This window comes from Pseudomonas khavaziana (assembly GCF_036704165.1).
Taxonomy (GTDB): Bacteria; Pseudomonadota; Gammaproteobacteria; order Pseudomonadales; family Pseudomonadaceae; genus Aquipseudomonas; species Aquipseudomonas khavaziana.
The window spans coordinates 4,510,839-4,527,021 of record NZ_CP129946.1 but is presented as its reverse complement, the minus strand read 5'-3'; the positions used below and the strand labels follow the sequence as shown (position 1 = coordinate 4,527,021).

Annotated in this window: 10 protein-coding genes; 4 read left to right on the top strand and 6 right to left on the bottom strand. The window is 62.0% G+C overall.

The genetic code is table 11. The annotated features are described in order from the left end of the window. Nucleotides 1-41: 41 nt before the first annotated feature. A complete protein-coding gene (locus QYQ93_RS20090; RefSeq protein ID WP_338475342.1) occupies nucleotides 42-2,129 on the top strand; it encodes an LTA synthase family protein in 2,088 nt (695 codons plus the stop codon). A 70-nt stretch (nucleotides 2,130-2,199) separates the two neighbouring features. On the opposite strand, the gene QYQ93_RS20085 is transcribed toward QYQ93_RS20090, so the two are convergent. Continuing rightward, nucleotides 2,200-2,352, bottom strand: coding sequence for a DUF3309 family protein (locus QYQ93_RS20085; RefSeq protein WP_015885095.1), 153 nt, complete (start codon nucleotides 2,350-2,352; stop codon nucleotides 2,200-2,202). Between the two features lie 327 nt (nucleotides 2,353-2,679). On the opposite strand from QYQ93_RS20085, the gene QYQ93_RS20080 reads away from it, so the two are divergent. Both QYQ93_RS20080 and csrA read left to right on the top strand, forming a co-directional pair. Then, a complete protein-coding gene (locus tag QYQ93_RS20080; protein WP_043047621.1) occupies nucleotides 2,680-3,495 on the top strand; it encodes an SDR family oxidoreductase in 816 nt (271 codons plus the stop codon). Between the two features lie 127 nt (nucleotides 3,496-3,622). Beyond that, nucleotides 3,623-3,826 (top strand): carbon storage regulator CsrA, encoded by a 204-nt coding sequence (gene csrA, locus QYQ93_RS20075; RefSeq protein WP_043047620.1) that lies wholly within the window; start codon nucleotides 3,623-3,625, stop codon nucleotides 3,824-3,826. A 10-nt stretch (nucleotides 3,827-3,836) separates the two neighbouring features. On the opposite strand, the gene QYQ93_RS20070 is transcribed toward csrA, so the two are convergent. The 4 genes from QYQ93_RS20070 to QYQ93_RS20055 form a co-directional block, all read right to left on the bottom strand. Continuing rightward, the gene (locus tag QYQ93_RS20070) at nucleotides 3,837-4,064 is read right to left on the bottom strand and encodes a YheU family protein (protein ID WP_003172962.1); all 228 of its coding nucleotides are present in this window, start codon (nucleotides 4,062-4,064) and stop codon (nucleotides 3,837-3,839) included. A 75-nt stretch (nucleotides 4,065-4,139) separates the two neighbouring features. Further along, entirely contained in the window at nucleotides 4,140-5,324 is a 1,185-nt protein-coding gene (locus QYQ93_RS20065; protein WP_043047619.1) for an osmoprotectant NAGGN system M42 family peptidase, read from the bottom strand. 171 nt (nucleotides 5,325-5,495) lie between these two features. Then, entirely contained in the window at nucleotides 5,496-7,241 is a 1,746-nt protein-coding gene (ngg, locus tag QYQ93_RS20060) for an N-acetylglutaminylglutamine synthetase (protein WP_043047618.1), read from the bottom strand. A gap of 3 nt (nucleotides 7,242-7,244) precedes the next feature. Beyond that, nucleotides 7,245-9,017 carry an N-acetylglutaminylglutamine amidotransferase gene (locus tag QYQ93_RS20055; RefSeq protein WP_043047617.1) on the bottom strand — a complete coding sequence of 591 codons (1,773 nt, stop codon included), beginning with the start codon at nucleotides 9,015-9,017 and terminating at the stop codon, nucleotides 7,245-7,247. Nucleotides 9,018-9,327: 310 nt separating this feature from the next. Here QYQ93_RS20055 and QYQ93_RS20050 point away from each other — a divergent pair, with 310 nt between their 5' ends. Continuing rightward, complete coding sequence (locus QYQ93_RS20050) at nucleotides 9,328-14,145, top strand: NEL-type E3 ubiquitin ligase domain-containing protein (RefSeq protein WP_338475341.1); 4,818 nt, start codon at nucleotides 9,328-9,330, stop codon at nucleotides 14,143-14,145. Between the two features lie 7 nt (nucleotides 14,146-14,152). Here the strand turns inward: QYQ93_RS20050 and mnmC are convergent, their stop codons facing one another. Continuing rightward, nucleotides 14,153-16,144 carry a bifunctional tRNA (5-methylaminomethyl-2-thiouridine)(34)-methyltransferase MnmD/FAD-dependent 5-carboxymethylaminomethyl-2-thiouridine(34) oxidoreductase MnmC gene (gene mnmC / locus QYQ93_RS20045; RefSeq protein WP_338475340.1) on the bottom strand — a complete coding sequence of 664 codons (1,992 nt, stop codon included), beginning with the start codon at nucleotides 16,142-16,144 and terminating at the stop codon, nucleotides 14,153-14,155. Nucleotides 16,145-16,183 lie beyond the last annotated feature (39 nt).

Genomic DNA, 16,183 nt, shown 5'->3' with positions numbered 1-16,183 from the left:
CTTATTTCGCAACTTAAACTTCCAATGGGTCCTAAAACGACATGGCAAACCCGGACGCCCTGAATCAGCAGCGAGCTGCAAATCGCCTGCTGCAACCGACCGTCAAATCCCATCTGGCTTATACGCTGCTGTGCGCACTGGTCATGATGGTGATGTTCTCCCTGCTGCGCCTGGCGTTGCTGGTCTACAACCGCGAGATGATCCTGGATACGCCAGCCTCGACGTTCCTGGAAGCGTTCGCCAACGGTCTGCGCCTGGACATCCGCCTGGTCATGTACCTGCTGATTCCGCTGTTGTTGGCGCTGTTCAGTGTGCGGGCCATGGCGGCGCGCGGGTTCTTCCGCTTGTGGCTGACCGTTGCGTCGAGCATCGCCTTGTTCCTGGGCCTGATGGAGATGGACTTCTACCGTGAATTCCACCAGCGCCTCAACGGCCTGGTCTTCCAGTATGTGAAGGAAGACCCGAAAACCGTGATGAGCATGCTCTGGTACGGTTTCCCGGTGGTGCGTTACCTGCTGGCCTGGGCCGTGGGCACGCTGATCCTGAGCATGGCTTTCAAGGGCGCCGACCGTGCAACACGCCCGCGTGGCCCGTTCAGCGGCGGCACTATCAGTACGCGCCAGGTGGCACCGTGGTACAGCCGCATCGCGGTGTTCGTGGTGTGCCTGCTGGTCGCCGTGGTCGCCATCCGCGGCACCCTGCGTCAGGGGCCGCCGCTGCGTTGGGGTGATGTCTACACCACCGATTCCAACTTCGCCAACCAGCTGGGCCTCAATGGCACCCTGTCGCTGATCGCGGCGGCCAAGGCACGCTTTGGTGAAGACCGCGCCAACATTTGGAAAGCCACTCTGGAACAGCCCCTGGCCACCCAGACCGTGCGTGACATGCTGGTGTTGCCACAAGAGAAACTGGTGGATACCGACACCGCCGCCGTGCGCCGTGACTTCACGCCACCGGCCGAGAAGACCCTGCCGATCAAGAACGTCGTGGTGATCCTGATGGAAAGCTTCGCCGGTCACTCGGTGGGTGCATTGGGACGTCCGGGCAATATCACCCCGTACTTCGACAAGCTGACCAAGGAAGGCTTGTTGTTCGATCGTTTCTTCTCCAACGGCACCCACACCCACCAGGGTATGTTCGCCACCATGGCCTGCTTCCCGAACCTGCCGGGTTTTGAGTACCTGATGCAGACCCCGGAAGGCAGTCACAAGCTGTCTGGCCTGCCGCAGTTGCTCAGCGCCCGTGATTTCGACGATGTGTATGTCTACAACGGCGATTTCGCCTGGGACAACCAGTCGGGGTTCTTCAGCAACCAGGGCATGACCAACTTCATTGGCCGTAATGACTTCGTAGACCCGGTGTTCTCCGACCCGACCTGGGGCGTGTCCGACCAGGACATGTTCAACCGTGGCCTGGAAGAGCTGAAAGCCCGTGAAGGCGGCAAGCCGTTCTATGCGCTGCTGCAGACCTTGTCCAACCACACGCCGTACGCACTGCCGACACCATTGCCGGTTGAAAAAGTCACCGATCGTGGCAGCCTCAACGAGCACTTGACGGCCATGCGCTACTCCGACTGGGCCTTGGGCCAGTTCTTTGAAAAGGCCCGTAAGGAGCCGTACTTCAAGGAGACCCTGTTTGTGATCGTGGGTGACCACGGCTTTGGCAACGAGCAGCAGATCACCGAGATGGACCTGGGCCGCTTCAATGTACCGATGCTGATGATTGCGCCGGGCATGCAGGAGAAGTTCGGTGAGCGTGATCATACGGTGGGCACCCAGATCGACATCGTACCGACCATTATGGGTCGCCTGGGCGGCGATACCCTGCACCAGTGCTGGGGTCGTGACCTGCTCAACCTGCCGGAAGGCGACAAGGGCTTCGGCGTGATCAAGCCGTCGGGCAGCGACCAGACTGTGGCGTTGCTCACAGGTGATCGTGTGCTGGTATTGCCGAAAGAAATGCCACCCAAGTTGTGGGAATACACACTGGGCGCCGAGCCGACCGGCAAGGTGATCCCGGAATCGCCGGACGAGGCTGCACTCAAACAGAAACTTGAGTCGTTCCTGCAAACCGCAACCAAGAGCCTGCTGGATAACACCGCGGGTGTCGTGGATGGTAAGCCGGACTAACTGACCGGCAATAAAAAAGAGGCCTTCTAGAAGGCCTCTTTTTTTGCTTGTTAAACGCTTGGCGCGGCGTTTATATCCGACCGAGCAACAGCAATACCAGCAGCACTACCAACACCACACCGAGGATACCCGACGGGCCATAGCCCCAGTTACGCGAGTGCGGGAACACCGGCAGACCACCCACCAGCAGGAGGATCAGGATAATGATCAGAATGAGGCTCATGGTTTTTTCCTTATAGGTCTTTGGTAAAGACCGGTTATTTACGATACCCCCGTCTATCTGATTACGGGCGCCTTACTAACTCCGACTCTTTGACTTCGCAGAAAATTCAGTGTTTTTTTAAAGCATTTTGCTCAGTTGCTTATTTCTTTTAACGTGTACGCAAAACCATCTTATTAGTTGAAGTTTATTGAACTTAGGCTATACGCAGGCGTCCGACCGAGCCCACGGTTTGCCTGGGGCATTCATCATTCTGATGGTGCGTGGGTACGGGAAAAACCTTCGCTACACTGCCGGTCACTTCTTTCGTGAACCACAAGGCTACTTCCTATGCAAAACCGCATGATGATCACTGGCGCCGGGTCCGGCCTGGGTCGTGAAATCGCTCTGCGCTGGGCCTGTGAGGGCTGGCAGTTGGCCTTGTCGGATGTCAGCGAGGCCGGGTTGCAGGAAACCCTCAGGCTGGTTCGCGAGGCGGGCGGTGATGGGTTTACCCAGCGCTGTGACGTGCGTGACTACAGCCAGCTCACCGCGCTGGCCCAGGCATGCGAGGTGAAGCTCGGTGGCATCGATGTGATCGTCAACAATGCCGGCGTGGCCTCCGGCGGGTTCTTTGCCGAACTGTCCCTGGAGGACTGGGACTGGCAGATCGCAATCAACCTGATGGGCGTGGTCAAGGGCTGCAAGGCGTTCCTGCCGCTGCTGGAAAAGAGCAAGGGCCGGATCATCAATATTGCGTCCATGGCCGCGCTGATGCAGGGCCCGGCCATGAGCAACTACAACGTGGCCAAGGCCGGCGTGGTGGCGTTGTCGGAAAGCCTGCTGGTGGAGCTCAAGCAGCAGGAAGTCGGCGTGCATGTGGTGTGCCCATCGTTTTTCCAGACCAACCTGCTTGACTCCTTCCGGGGGCCAACCCCGGCCATGAAGGCACAGGTGGGCAAGCTGCTCGAGAGTTCACCCATCACCGCGACTGACATCGCCGATTACATCTACCAGCGCGTGGCCGAAGGCGAATTCATGATCCTGCCCCATGAGCAAGGACGCATGGCCTGGGCGCTGAAACAGAAAAACCCGCAGTTGCTGTATGACGAGATGACATTGATGGCTGACAAAATGCGCACCAAGGCCCAAACCGTTAAAGGCTGATTCGGCCGAGGTCTGTCAGGTAAATTACCTACTTGTGTAGGCAGCGCCTGATTTGATCGCAAGCCATTGCCGGTCCATTTTCAAGGGCGCATGGTCAAGGTCCTGTCACTCGAAAAGGACAACCGCCATGCTGGTCTTGAGCCGCACCTTAGGCGAAGCCATCTCCATCGGCGATGACATCGTCGTGCATATCCTTGAAATAAACGGTACCCACGTGAAATTCGGCATCGACGCGCCAGAGGACGTCAAAGTGCACCGCGCCGAGGTGTACCGGAAGATTCTCAAACGCCAGGGGCCCGCCACCCATCCTGTGCCGGTCCCCAATCTCTAGGCGCAGGTGTTCAGTCGAATAGATGCTTGGGCACATCGTGCTTGAGCATCAGTTGGCATTGCTCGCTCTCGGGGTCGAAGACGATCAGGGCCTGGCCCTTGGTCAGCGCCTGGCGCACGCGCAGCACGCGGGTTTCCAGGGGCGTATCGTCGCCATTGTCGGTGCCGTCGCGGGTGACGAAGTCTTCGATGAGGCGGGTCAGGGTGTCGACTTCAAGTGCATCGTGGGGAATCAGCATACAAGCCTCGGGGGTAGAATCCCGGCGATGCTACTGCGCCGGGACCTTTGTTGCCAGTACCTGGAATTGCCCGTGTCAGGACTTCTGACCGACCAGGCTGTCCACTGACGGCACGCGGGTGTCGCTCTCCATTTGCGTTTCATGCTCGATCTGATGACTGAACCGGTCCAGGGAGCCCTGGGCCGGTTGCGCATCGCTGGCGAACACCGGTGGGCTAAGGATGTACGCGCCCAGCAAGCGACTCAGCGCGGCCAGGCTGTCGATGTGGGTGCGTTCGTAGCCATGGGTGGCATCGCAACCGAAGGCCAGCAGGGCGGTGCGGATGTCATGACCGGCAGTCACCGCCGAGTGCGCATCGCTGAAGTAATAACGGAACAGATCGCGGCGCACCGGCAGGTCGTTATCAGCCGCCAGACGCAGCAAGTGCCGCGACAGGTGATAGTCATACGGCCCGCCGGAGTCCTGCATCGCCACGCTCACCGCATGTTCGCTGGAGTGTTGGCCGGGGGCGACTGGGGCGATGTCGATGCCGACAAACTCACTGACATCCCAGGGCAGGGCGGCCGCGGCGCCACTACCGGTCTCCTCGGTGATGGTGAACAGCGGGTGGCAGTCGATCAGCAGCGGCTCGCCACTGTCGACGATGGCCTTGAGCGCTGCGAGCAGGGCGGCGACACCGGCCTTGTCATCCAGATGGCGAGCACTGATGTGCCCACTCTCGGTGAACTCCGGTAGTGGGTCGAAGGCCACATAGTCACCGATGCTGATGCCCAGGGAATCGCAGTCGGCGCGGGTGGCACAGTAGGCGTCCAGGCGCAGCTCCACGTGGTCCCAGCTCACCGGCATTTCATCCACGGCGGTGTTGAACGCGTGCCCGGAGGCCATCAACGGCAACACGCTGCCGCGAATCACGCCGTTATCGGTGAACAGGCTGACCCGGCTGCCTTCGGCAAAGCGGCTCGACCAGCAGCCCACTGGGGCCAGGGTCAGGCGGCCGTTGTCCTTGATTGCACGCACGGCGGCGCCGATGGTATCCAGGTGCGCGGAGACGGCCCGGTCCGGGCTGTTTTTCTGGCCCTTGAGTGTGGCGCGAATGGTGCCGCGCCGGGTCATCTCAAACGGGATGCCAAGTTCTTCCAGGCGTTCGGCGACGTAGCGCACGATGGTGTCGGTGAATCCGGTCGGGCTGGGGATGGCAAGCATTTCCAGCAGCACTTTTTGCAGGTAAGCGAGATCGGGTTCGGGAATGGTTCGGGTCATGGAAACTCCTGATGAGTTGGGGGCATCGATGGTTTCGATGAAAGGGTTGAGCGATTCGTTGCCTGTGCCGGCCTCATCGGGGGCAAGCCCCCTCCCACCCTTGATGTGTGAACACAGGCAAATGTGGGAGGGGGCTTGCCCCCGATAGCGGTTTCACATTCAACACAAGCCTCAAGCCGTCGGCTGACTGTGCGGAAACAACAAATCCACAAACTTTTCTGCGGTAGGTTGCGGTTCATGGTTGGCCAGCCCGGCCCGTTCGTTGGCTTCGATAAACACGTACTCCGGCTGGTCGGCGGCCGGCACCATCAGGTCCAGGCCGACCATGGGGATGTCCAGGGCGCGGGCAGCACGCACGGCGGCGTCCACCAGCGTTGGGTGCAGGATCGCCGTGACATCTTCCAGGCAACCGCCGGTATGCAGGTTGGCGGTGCGTCGCACGGCTAGTTGCACGCCCTGGGGCAGGATGCTGTCGTAGTCATAGCCAGCAGCTTTGAGGGTGCGCTCGGTTTCCGCATCCAGGGGGATTTTGCTCTCACCATCGGTGGCAGCCTGGCGACGTCGGCTCTGGGCCTCGATCAAGGCGCGGATCGAATGCTGGCCGTCACCGATCACTTCGGCAGGACGGCGAATCGCGGCGGCGACCACTTCAAAACCGATCACCAGAATGCGCAGGTCCAGACCCTCGTGGAAGCTTTCCAGCAATACGCGGCTGTCGAACTGACGCGCCGCCTCAATGGCTTGCTGCACCTCCTCGATGGTTTGCAGGTCTACCGCCACGCCCTGGCCTTGCTCGCCGTCCAACGGCTTGACCACGATGCGCTGGTGCTCGTCGAGGAACTCCAGGTTGTCATCGGCACTGCCCGCCAACTGCTGGGAGGGCAGTTGCAAGCCGGCGGCCTTGAGCACTTTATGGGTCAGGCTCTTGTCCTGGCACAGGGTCATGCTGATGGCGCTGGTCAGGTCGCTCAGGGATTCCCGGCAACGCACGCGGCGCCCGCCGTGGCTGAGGGTGAACAGGCCCGCGTCGGCATCGTCGACCTGCACATCAATACCGCGCCGATGGGCTTCCTCAACGATGATCCGCGCATAGGGGTTGAACTCCGCCTGCGGCCCAGGGCCGAGGAACAGCGGCTGGTTGATGCCGTTCTTGCGCTTGATCGCAAAGGTGGTCAACGCGCGAAAGCCAAGCTTGGCATAGAGGCTCTTGGCCTGGCGGTTATCGTGCAGCACCGACAGGTCTAGGTAGCTCAAGCCACGGCTCATGAAGTGCTCCACCAGATGGCGCACCAGCACTTCACCGACGCCTGGGCGCGTGCACTGTGGGTCGACGGCCAGGCACCACAGGCTGCAACCGTTTTCCGGGTCCTGGAAGGCTTTGTGGTGATTGAGGCCCATCACGCTGCCGATCACTGCCCCGGTGTCTTCATCCTCGGCCAACCAATACACCGGGCCGCCTTGGTGACGCGGGGTCAGGCGTTCGGCGTCGACGGGCAACATGCCGCGGCCTTGATACAGTTGGTTGACGGCCTGCCAATCGGCTTCGCTTTGCACCCTGCGAATGCGAAAGCCGCGAAACACCCGGGTTGCCGGGCGGTAATCGCTGAACCACAGGCGCAGGGTGTCGGACGGGTCGAGGAACAGCTGCTGAGGATCGATCCCGAGAATCTGCTGGGGCGCTGCCACGTAGAGCGCAATGTCGCGCTCGCCGGGCAGCTCATTGAGCAGTTCCTGGGCCAGGCTGGCCGGGTCCGGGAAGGTATGGCCGATCAGCAACCGCCCCCAGCCGCAATGCACGGCAATCGGCTCGGCGGCCAGGGGGCTGCCATCTTCGGCCAGGCGCGCCTGCAGGCGCTCGTAGGTCGGCGCCTGGCCCTTGAGTAAGCGTTGGCTGTACGCCGCGGCATTCGGTTTCATCGATCAGATTCCTTGTTCGCTGAGCCACAGGTTCAGCGCCGCCAATTGCCATAGCTTGGAGCCGCGCAACGGGGTCAGTTGGCCCTGGGGGTCGGTGAGCAAGCGGTCGAGCATGGCCGGGTTGAACAGGCCACGGTCCTGGCTCGGGTCCAGCAGCAGTTCACGCACCCAGTTCAAGGTGTCGCCTTGCAAGTGCTTGAGGCCAGGCACCGGGAAGTAGCCCTTTTTGCGGTCGATGACTTCGCTGGGGATGACCCGGCGCGCCGCTTCCTTGAGTACCTGTTTGCCGCCGTCGGGCAGCTTGAACTTGCCCGGCACGCGGGCCGACAGTTCCACCAGGCGGTAGTCGAGGAACGGCGTACGTGCTTCCAGGCCCCAGGCCATGGTCATGTTATCCACGCGCTTGACCGGGTCATCCACCAGCATCACCGTGCTGTCCAGGCGCAGAGCCTTATCCACCGCAGCGTCGGCACCGGGCATTGCAAAATGCTCGCGCACAAAGTCACCGGCGGCGTCGTTGGCGGTCAGCCATTTGGGCGCGACGGTGGCGGCGTAGTCGTCGTAACTGCGATCGAAGAAGGCATCGCGGTAAGCGGCGTAGGGGTCGCTGGCGCCGTCCACCTGCGGGTACCAGTGGTAACCGGCGAACAACTCGTCGGCGCCCTGGCCGCTCTGGACTACCTTGCAATGCTTGGCCACTTCCCGCGACAGCAGGTAAAAGGCGATGCAGTCATGACTGACCATCGGCTCGCTCATGGCGCGGAACGCCGCCGGCAATTGCTCGATGATTTCGCTCTCGGCGATGCGCAGTTGGTGGTGGCGGGTGCCGTAGTGCTTGGCTATCAGGTCCGAGTACTGGAATTCGTCGCCGCGTTCGCCACCGGCATCTTCAAAGCCGATGGAAAAGGTCGACAGGTCCTGCACGCCAACTTCACGCAGCAGGCCGACGAGCATGCTCGAATCGACGCCACCGGAGAGCAGCACGCCTACATCCACAGCGGCGCGTTGACGGATGGCCACGGCTTCGCGGGTACTGTCGAGGACGCGGTCGGTCCAGTCTTCAAGGCTGAGACTCTGCTCATCCTCATGGGGGCCGTAGGGCAGGGTCCACCAGGTTTTCTGCTCGGTCTTGCCGCTGGCATCGATGCGCATCCAGGTGGCGGGCGGCAGCTTTTCAATACCCGCCAGCAAGGTGCGCGGTGCGGGCACCACGGCGTGGAAATTCAAATAATGATTAAGCGCCACCGGATCCAGGATCGGGTTGATATCGCCGCCCTTGAGCAGCGCCGGCAAGGCCGAGGCAAAGCGCAGGCGCTGGCCGGTGCGCGACAGGTACAAAGGTTTTACGCCCAAGCGGTCACGGGCGACGAACAGGCGTTGGGCGTCACGTTCCCAGATGGCGAACGCAAACATGCCGTTGAGCTTGGGCAGCAGTGCTTCGCCCCAGGCGTGATAACCCTTGAGCAGCACTTCGGTATCACCGCCGGAATAGAAGGCGTAGCCGAGGGCTTCCAGCTCTTCACGTAATTCCGGGAAGTTATAGATCGCACCGTTGAACGCCAAGGACAGCCCCAATTGGGCGTCGACCATCGGTTGGGCGGAGCCATCCGACAGGTCCATGATTTTCAATCGACGATGGCCCAGGGCAATCGGCCCTTGGGCATGGAAGCCCCACGCGTCGGGACCTCGGGGGGCGAGGTGATGGGTGATGCGTTCTACCGCTGCCAGGTCGGCAGGTTGATGATCAAAGCGTAACTCGCCAGCTAATCCACACATAAGGTCCTTACCGGTTTTTCCGTTGGGGAGGGGTCGACACATCGCGCGCTGAACGCGCAGGTACCCTGAAACTGACCCAGGCATACCCGTGGAGTTTTAGAACGATAAGTTATAAGCAGTCGTGGCCTGAAGCGCGCATGGGCATTCACCGCCCGCCGCGGGCTGCGTGGCCGGGGCGTTAGATAGGTCAAGGTCGAACGCAAATTATGGGTCTGTAGCCCGCGCAAACCAGCAGTTATTCAAACCCATTCCCGGCAGCGGCGGGCCTATGGTGGGGCGTCATTATTCAAGGTTTTCATGGAGGTCATGGATGTCACAGGTAAGTGAGGTGGTTACCCCAAAAGTGTGGGCGCAGTTGCCCGGCAAGCTGCTGGAGGCCACCCAGGATCTGGATATAACTGATGTATTGCTCGACCGGTTGCCCGGCTGGATGGTCCATGCCGACGCTCGCAGCCTGGCCCATATCAAGCGCGAGCATGAGGACAGTGAGGTACTGCGCGAGACGCTCAATACACTGTTGAAAAACCTGGAACCGCTGGATGAGTTTTGCAGCGATCGACTTGAAGCGTTGCTGGCTTCCAAGGGGCAGCATCTGGATGTGAAGCATGATGTGCTGGAGTTGCCCCATCGCTCGATGATCAACGCCAACCCCGATCTGCTCGGGCCGCTGTTGATGACGGTGACGGTGGAGAAGCGCACGCTGCTGCACGCCGCCATGCAGAATTTCAGCGCCTCCCAGGCGGAGGATGGCGGCCTGGGTATCGGCGCGCAGGTGCGCAGCGTCGACACGGGGCTTGAGGTCGCGTCCATGAGTGCCGTCCAATTTGCCGGTTACTGCCGCGAGCTGGACCTGGGCGCGGCCTATCAGGCACATCTGCGGGTGGTCTTCGATTTGCCTGCCCCTGGCGAGGTGACGACGGCCGATGACTATAACCCGGTAGCCAGGGACATTGGCCGGCTCAAGTTGAGTGACATGCGCCTGGACCTGCATATCGCCATGGGCAAGGGGCATGTACGCCAGGAGACCGGCACGCTGTTGTTCAAGGTGCTCTGGTCGGGCAGCGACACTTATCCCACCCGCGAGCTGTTGCTGGACGGCCGCGCCCTGGTCTGGCATGGGTTGAACATCGACCAGGCTTGCGCCTGGAGCGTGCTGGTGTTTTCCGGGAGCGCCGAGCGGGGCCTGTCCCCGGGGCGCTGTGTGGTGTACATGCCCAACGATCCAGCCCGCCCATGGTTCGAGTACGACACCCTGGCGGCGTTCAAGGGTTATCTGTCTTCCAAGCTGCAGGAACCTGCCTATCGCGAATTCTTCAAGGGCTATCTGGATGAGTCCGAACGCGTGGACTTTTTCCAGCGCTTTGATACCCGCAAGGCCGTGGAAAGCCTGGAGGCGGTGTCGGCCCCGGTCAGCGTGTCGCGGTTTTTTTTCGATGCCTACGTGGGCAAGGCGCAATTGGATGCCAGGGTGTTGGCGGTGCCGGTGGCAGAGGTCGACGAGGAAGCCCGCCGATCACTGGCCGAGCGCTATGTGGAGCTGGGGCTGACATTGGCCAATATCGCCGGTTTTTTTGTGCCTGGGCTGGGCCAGTTGATGCTGGGGGTAGGAGTGGGTCAGCTGCTGGGCGAGGTCTATGAGGGCGTACAGGACTGGCAGCACGGGCATAAGACCGATGCGCTGGAGCACATGACCAATGTGGCCGAAGGCATTGCATCAATGGCGCTGATGACGGCTGCGGGCAAAGTCGTGGGCACCCTGTTCAAGGGCGCGTCGCGCACGCCGGCGAGTTATTTCGAACAGTTCGAGGCGGTCAAGTCCGCCCAGGGTGAGTCGCGCTTGTGGCGGCGCGATCTGCGCCCTTACCAGCAGTCGGTGGCTCCCGAGGTACTCGCCACGCCCAGCTACAAGGGCATCTATCAATATCAAGGGCGCTCTTATATTGCGATTGACGGCGCGATTTACCGGGTGTTTTTCGATGCAGGCGTCGGTCGTTGGCGGGTGCTGCATCCGGTGCGTCCAACGGTCTATAGCCCGCTATTGGAACACAATGGTTTCGGCGGCTGGCGCCATCAGGCCGAGCAGGTCGAGCAGTGGAACAGCCCAGCCTATGTGCTCGAACGCCTGGCGCCCGGGCTGAGATCACTGCCCGACGGCCGCCTGGACGAAATCATCAGCACCACCAACAGCCGGTTGCCCTGGCTACGACAACTGGCCAAGTACAACCTGCCCTTGCCGCAGCGGCTGCAAGACAGTGTGCTGCGTTGGCGGCAAGAGCAACTGATCCGCGACCTGGCCTGGCAACTGGAATTCCAGAGCCAGCCGGATGCGGGTACGGGCTGGGTGCAAATGCTGGCCTTGCCGATGCTGGAGGGGTGGCCCAAGGGGCGTTTTTTCGAGCTGCTGGACCCTCAAGGCAATTTGCTCAAGCGTTACCCCGACACCGCTCCATTCGATTACGAAGACATGAGTATCCACGTCAGCGAGCAGCAACTCCAGGAAGGGCAGGTGATGCCCACACTGCTCGAGAACCTTGACGACGCGGAGCGCGAAGGGCTGCTGGGGGAAAAAGCCGACCCCCTACAGGCACAGCGGCTGTTGAACACACGCCTGCTGGCGGGGGTGAAGCAGCATTATCAGGCGTTATTCGAACAGCTTTGCCATCACGCTGACCCGCCGGTAACGGGGATAACTGGCGTGCTTAAGCAACGCTTCCCAGAATTGCCTACCGGGGTGGTCCAGGAGCTTTTATCCCAGGCCTCGTCATTGGAACGTCTATATTTGCGCAACACCGCCAGCGTGCCCTTGCGCCTGTCCCAGCGCGCGGGGCAGGCATTGCGCGAATTACAGGAAGACCGTGCGGTGGCCGGTTTTTACTTGCCGCCGTTGGCCACCGAATCAACTCAACGCCTGGCAGTCAGCCTACTGGGCCGGTTACCGGGATGGCCGGCGCAACTGCGCCTGCAAATGCATGAGCAGGAGCTGGATGGCGCTTTGCTCGGCAAGCAGGAAAGTACCACCGCGACGCGCGTGCGCAAGCTGGTCAAGTCCACCCGCGGCTACCAGGCCTTCGACGAACAGGGCCAGGCCCTGCATGAGCCGTTGCCGGGCCCGCCGGGCTTCTACCAGGCACTGTTGAGCACGCTTTCAGCCACAGAGCGCACAGGCCTGGGGATTTACTCTACGGGTGAGCGCGGTGCCACACAGTTGCAGTTGAAATTGCGCTGGCTGGTCGGGGATGAACGCGACCTGGTGGCGGGCCATCTACGCAATGCCTCCGCCGAACCTTTGCCGTCGTGGCGCGAGGAGGGTTGCGTGCAGGCGTCACCGCCGCAGGTTACGCCACAACCGGCGGCACTGGTACGCAAGGTGAAAAAGCTCTATCCCATGCTGGACGACGCCCAGGCCTCTAGTCTGATCGAAGGCCTGGGGGCTGACCACATGGCCCGTGCCCAGGCGGTCAGGGGGTTGCAGAGCGATTATGAAACCCTGCGTTCAGTGCTCAACACCTGGCGCCATGACCGGGCCGCGCTGGCGAAAATCCCTGGCACGCCCGAGGACGCACGGTTCAGTCGCAGAATCATCGTGCAGCGGCTTAAAGTCTGCTGGCGGAGGATGACCGGCTTGAATGAAGAGGCCAGCCTGTCGCTCGACGAAATGGTCGGCGGCCCCTTGCCGACCTTGCCTGAGCAGATCAAGTTCGAGCATGTGCGCCAACTGTCGATGAAGAACATGGGGGTCGGTGATGAGGTGGCGTATTTCCTCAAGCACTTCACCGGTCTCACTTCCCTGCAACTGTCAGGCAACCGCTTGACCCGTCTGCCGGAGATACTGTCACACATGCCGCAGCTGGAAGCCCTGTATCTGGACGGTAATCAACTGGTACTGACCTCCTACACGCGCACCAAGCTGGCAGATCTGCGCAACCTCAGGATCATGAACCTGGCGGGCAACCCGCTGGTTGATCCGCCCAAGGTCGACCACCTGTTCGACCTGCACCAATTGATATTACGTGACTGCCGGCTCAAGACCTTTCCCGAACATTTATGGCGCTTGCCCTACTTGACCAGTGTGGACCTGCGCGAGAACGACATTACCGAGCTGCCGGCGTGGCTGTTCACGGCGCCTCGGCAACGTACCCAAGGTATCAACCTGCGCTACAACCCATTGTCGGGACCGACCATTCGGCAAGTGCTCGATTACCGTCGCCAGCGCGGCGTGGGCATGGGCTTTTACGAAGACGATATCGCGCGCTTGAACGAGCAGGCCGCTCGCGAGTTGTGGATGCCGGATTCGCGGCTGGCCGACTACGCGCAAAAAGAGGTGATGTGGCGGATGTTGAAGGATGACAGGTCCAGTGACGGCTTGTTCAAGTTGCTGGCCGAGCTGGGCGGGGCGGCCGACAGCGAGCATGTGCGTGAAGACATGGCCCGGCGCGTCTGGCGTGTCCTCGAGGCGAGCAGCCAGCGCGCCGAACTGTCCACCGAAATATTCGAACGCGCCGCCACCCCGTACAACTGTGACGATGGCGCGGCGGTGAGTTTCAGCGCCCTGGAAATCCTGGTTGAGATCAGCGATGCGCGCCAGCAGGTCGAGGGCGGCCAGTTGTCTGCCAGGCCGCTGTTGGCGTTGGGGCGCGGCCTGTATCGGCTTGATCGCCTGGAAAGCATTGCGCGCAACCACAGCATCGCCAACCCCGGCGGCGATCCGCTGGAAGTCAGCCTGGCCTACCGCACCGGCCTGGCCAGCCGTTTCTATTTGCCAGGGCAGCCTAGACACATGCGTTATGCCGGCTTGAGCGGTGTCACCCCGGCGGCGCTGAGCGATGCGCAAATCAAAATCAAGGCCGCAGAGGTGTCGCCCGAGCTGTTGCGTTTTCTCAATGACCTGCCGTTCTGGACTGACTACCTCAAGCGCGCCTATGCCGCCAGTTTCAGAACCCTTAACGAGCCGTTCGAGACGCGGATGCAAGAGGTGTTCGAACAAGGTGATGAACTTGAGGACGAGGTCTTCCGGTCGCGCATGAACGGCATTCTGCAGGAGCAGGCCACCGCCGAACAGGTGGCCTTCGAGCGCCTGACCCTGGCGGCCATGCGCGCTGACGAACTGGGGGTGTGCGAGATTCGCTAGGCACGACTCAAGGCGTTTGCCGGGGCTTGCCGCGAATCAATTCGCGCAAGGCAAAACGGTTGGGATGGCACGCCTGGGCGACGCTGGTGGGCAACGGCAGCGGTTCGTTATCCAGCCAGGCGGCCAACAGTTCTGCCGACAAGGGCGCGGTGATCAGGCCGCGTGAGCCATGGCCGCTGTTGATGTACACGCCGTCCAGCCAGGGGCAGGGCGTATCGGGCACTTGCCGGGCATCGCGGGAGAGTACGCCATAGGCTTGGGCGAAGGCCGCTGCATCGGCCAGCGGGCCAACGATGGGCAGGTAGTCGGGGCTGGTGCAGCGGAATGCCGCACGGCCTTGCAAGGTTTCCAGGGGCAAGGTATCGGCGTGCAAGGCATGCAGCAGCCGCGGGGAGATTTCCCGCAGCAGGGCCAGGTTGTCGGCATGTTCAGCCAGGGTGGGGGTCAAGTCGTCGCTGTTGAAGGCAAAACTGGCGCCCAGGGTATGTTCGCCCAGGCGTGCGGGGGCGACGTAGCCCTGGGCGCAGACCACCGTGCTCAAGTGCTGGCTTTCAGTGGTTTGCGGCAAACGGGTGATTTGCCCGCGAATGCGCTTGAGGGGCAGGGCGGCACTGAAAGGGAAGCGCTTGACCTCGGCGGCACCGGCGAGGATCACCACCGGTGCACTGGCGATCAGCGCCTCGGCGTCTCGGGCCTGCCATTGGCCGTCGACCTGCTGCAAGGTCAGCGCCTCATGATGAAGGCGCAACTCAACGCCTGGATGGCGGGCCTGCCACTCGCACAGTGCTGGCGGATGGACCCAGCCGCCCTCGGGGAAAAACAATCCGCCCTGGTCCAGCGCCACGCCAGCGAGGGCTTGGGCCTGGGCCACATCCACCGGGTGCAGCAGGTCCGCGGCAAAGGCCTGCGCCAGCTGTGCCTGGCGCTCGGCTTCCTTGGGGTTGAACGCCAGTTGCAGCACGCCGCAGGCATCCCAATCCACACCGCGCTGCAACTGCTCGAGCAGCCTGCGGGTGTAGCCGAAGCCGCTCACAATCATCTGCGACAGTGCGGTGCCATGGGCCGACAGCTTGAGGTACAGCACCCCTTGCGGGTTGCCGGACGCCTCCTGGGCCAGCGCTGCATGTCGCTCCAGCAGGCACACCTGCCAGCCGCGTGACGCCAGGCTGGCTGCCGTGGCGCAACCGGCCAGCCCCGCGCCGATCACCAGGGCGCGGCGTTCGGCGTGGTGGGTTGTCGGGCGGGCGAACCACGGCGGTGTGGCCGTGGGCCTGGGCGTGTCTTGCGGCCAGCCGACGAACTCACCGCGCAGGATTTCCCACTTGTGGCCGATGCCCGGGGTGCGCTTCATCTTGAAGCCTGCCGCGTTGATCAGGCGCCGCACCCAGCCAGTGCTGGTGAAGGTGCTGATGGTCGAGCCCGGCGCTGCCAGGCGCGCCAGTTCGGCGAACAGCTCGGCGGTCCACATATCGGGGTTTTTCGCCGGGGCAAAGCCGTCGAGGAACCACGCATCGATCTGTGCATCCAGTTGCGGCAGTTGCTCCAGGGCATCGCCGATCAACAGGGTCAGGGTCACGCGGCCGTGGCCCAGCACCAGGCGCTGGAAACCCTGATGGATGGCGATGTATTGCGCCAGGAGTTGCTCGGCCAAGGGTTGCAGTTCAGGCCAGAGGGCCAGGGCACGTTGCAGGTCAGTGTGGCTGAGCGGGTATTTTTCCACGCTGACAAAGTGCAGCCGTGCGCCGGCCACTGCGTGCTGCTCGAACAGTTGCCAGGCGCAGAGGAAATTCAAGCCGGTGCCGAAGCCGGTCTCGCCAATCACCAGTCGCCCGCCGGCAGGCAAGGCGGCGAAGCGCTCCTGCAGGCGGTTTTGCTCAAGGAATACATAACGGGTTTCTTCAAGGCCCGACTGGTCGGAGAAGTACACATCGTCGAACACCCGCGAGTGCGGGCGGCCTTGGTCATCCCAGTCGAGCTGGGCGTGGGTGATGGGGTTCATGGCGGCTCATAAAGGAAAGCGGGCAAAGACAAGGCGGCC

Excerpts from the sequence above, each read along its gene's own strand:
- QYQ93_RS20080 (WP_043047621.1), top strand. The coding sequence starts at position 2,680 with ATGCAAAACCGCATGATGATCACTGGCGCCGGGTCCGGCCTGGGTCGT.
- mnmC (WP_338475340.1), bottom strand. The coding sequence starts at position 16,144 with ATGAACCCCATCACCCACGCCCAGCTCGACTGGGATGACCAAGGCCGC.
- QYQ93_RS20070 (WP_003172962.1), bottom strand. The coding sequence starts at position 4,064 with ATGCTGATTCCCCACGATGCACTTGAAGTCGACACCCTGACCCGCCTC.
- QYQ93_RS20065 (WP_043047619.1), bottom strand. The coding sequence starts at position 5,324 with ATGACCCGAACCATTCCCGAACCCGATCTCGCTTACCTGCAAAAAGTG.
- QYQ93_RS20090 (WP_338475342.1), top strand. The coding sequence starts at position 42 with ATGGCAAACCCGGACGCCCTGAATCAGCAGCGAGCTGCAAATCGCCTG.
- QYQ93_RS20085 (WP_015885095.1), bottom strand. The coding sequence starts at position 2,352 with ATGAGCCTCATTCTGATCATTATCCTGATCCTCCTGCTGGTGGGTGGT.
- QYQ93_RS20055 (WP_043047617.1), bottom strand. The coding sequence starts at position 9,017 with ATGTGTGGATTAGCTGGCGAGTTACGCTTTGATCATCAACCTGCCGAC.
- QYQ93_RS20050 (WP_338475341.1), top strand. The coding sequence starts at position 9,328 with ATGTCACAGGTAAGTGAGGTGGTTACCCCAAAAGTGTGGGCGCAGTTG.
- csrA (WP_043047620.1), top strand. The coding sequence starts at position 3,623 with ATGCTGGTCTTGAGCCGCACCTTAGGCGAAGCCATCTCCATCGGCGAT.
- ngg (WP_043047618.1), bottom strand. The coding sequence starts at position 7,241 with ATGAAACCGAATGCCGCGGCGTACAGCCAACGCTTACTCAAGGGCCAG.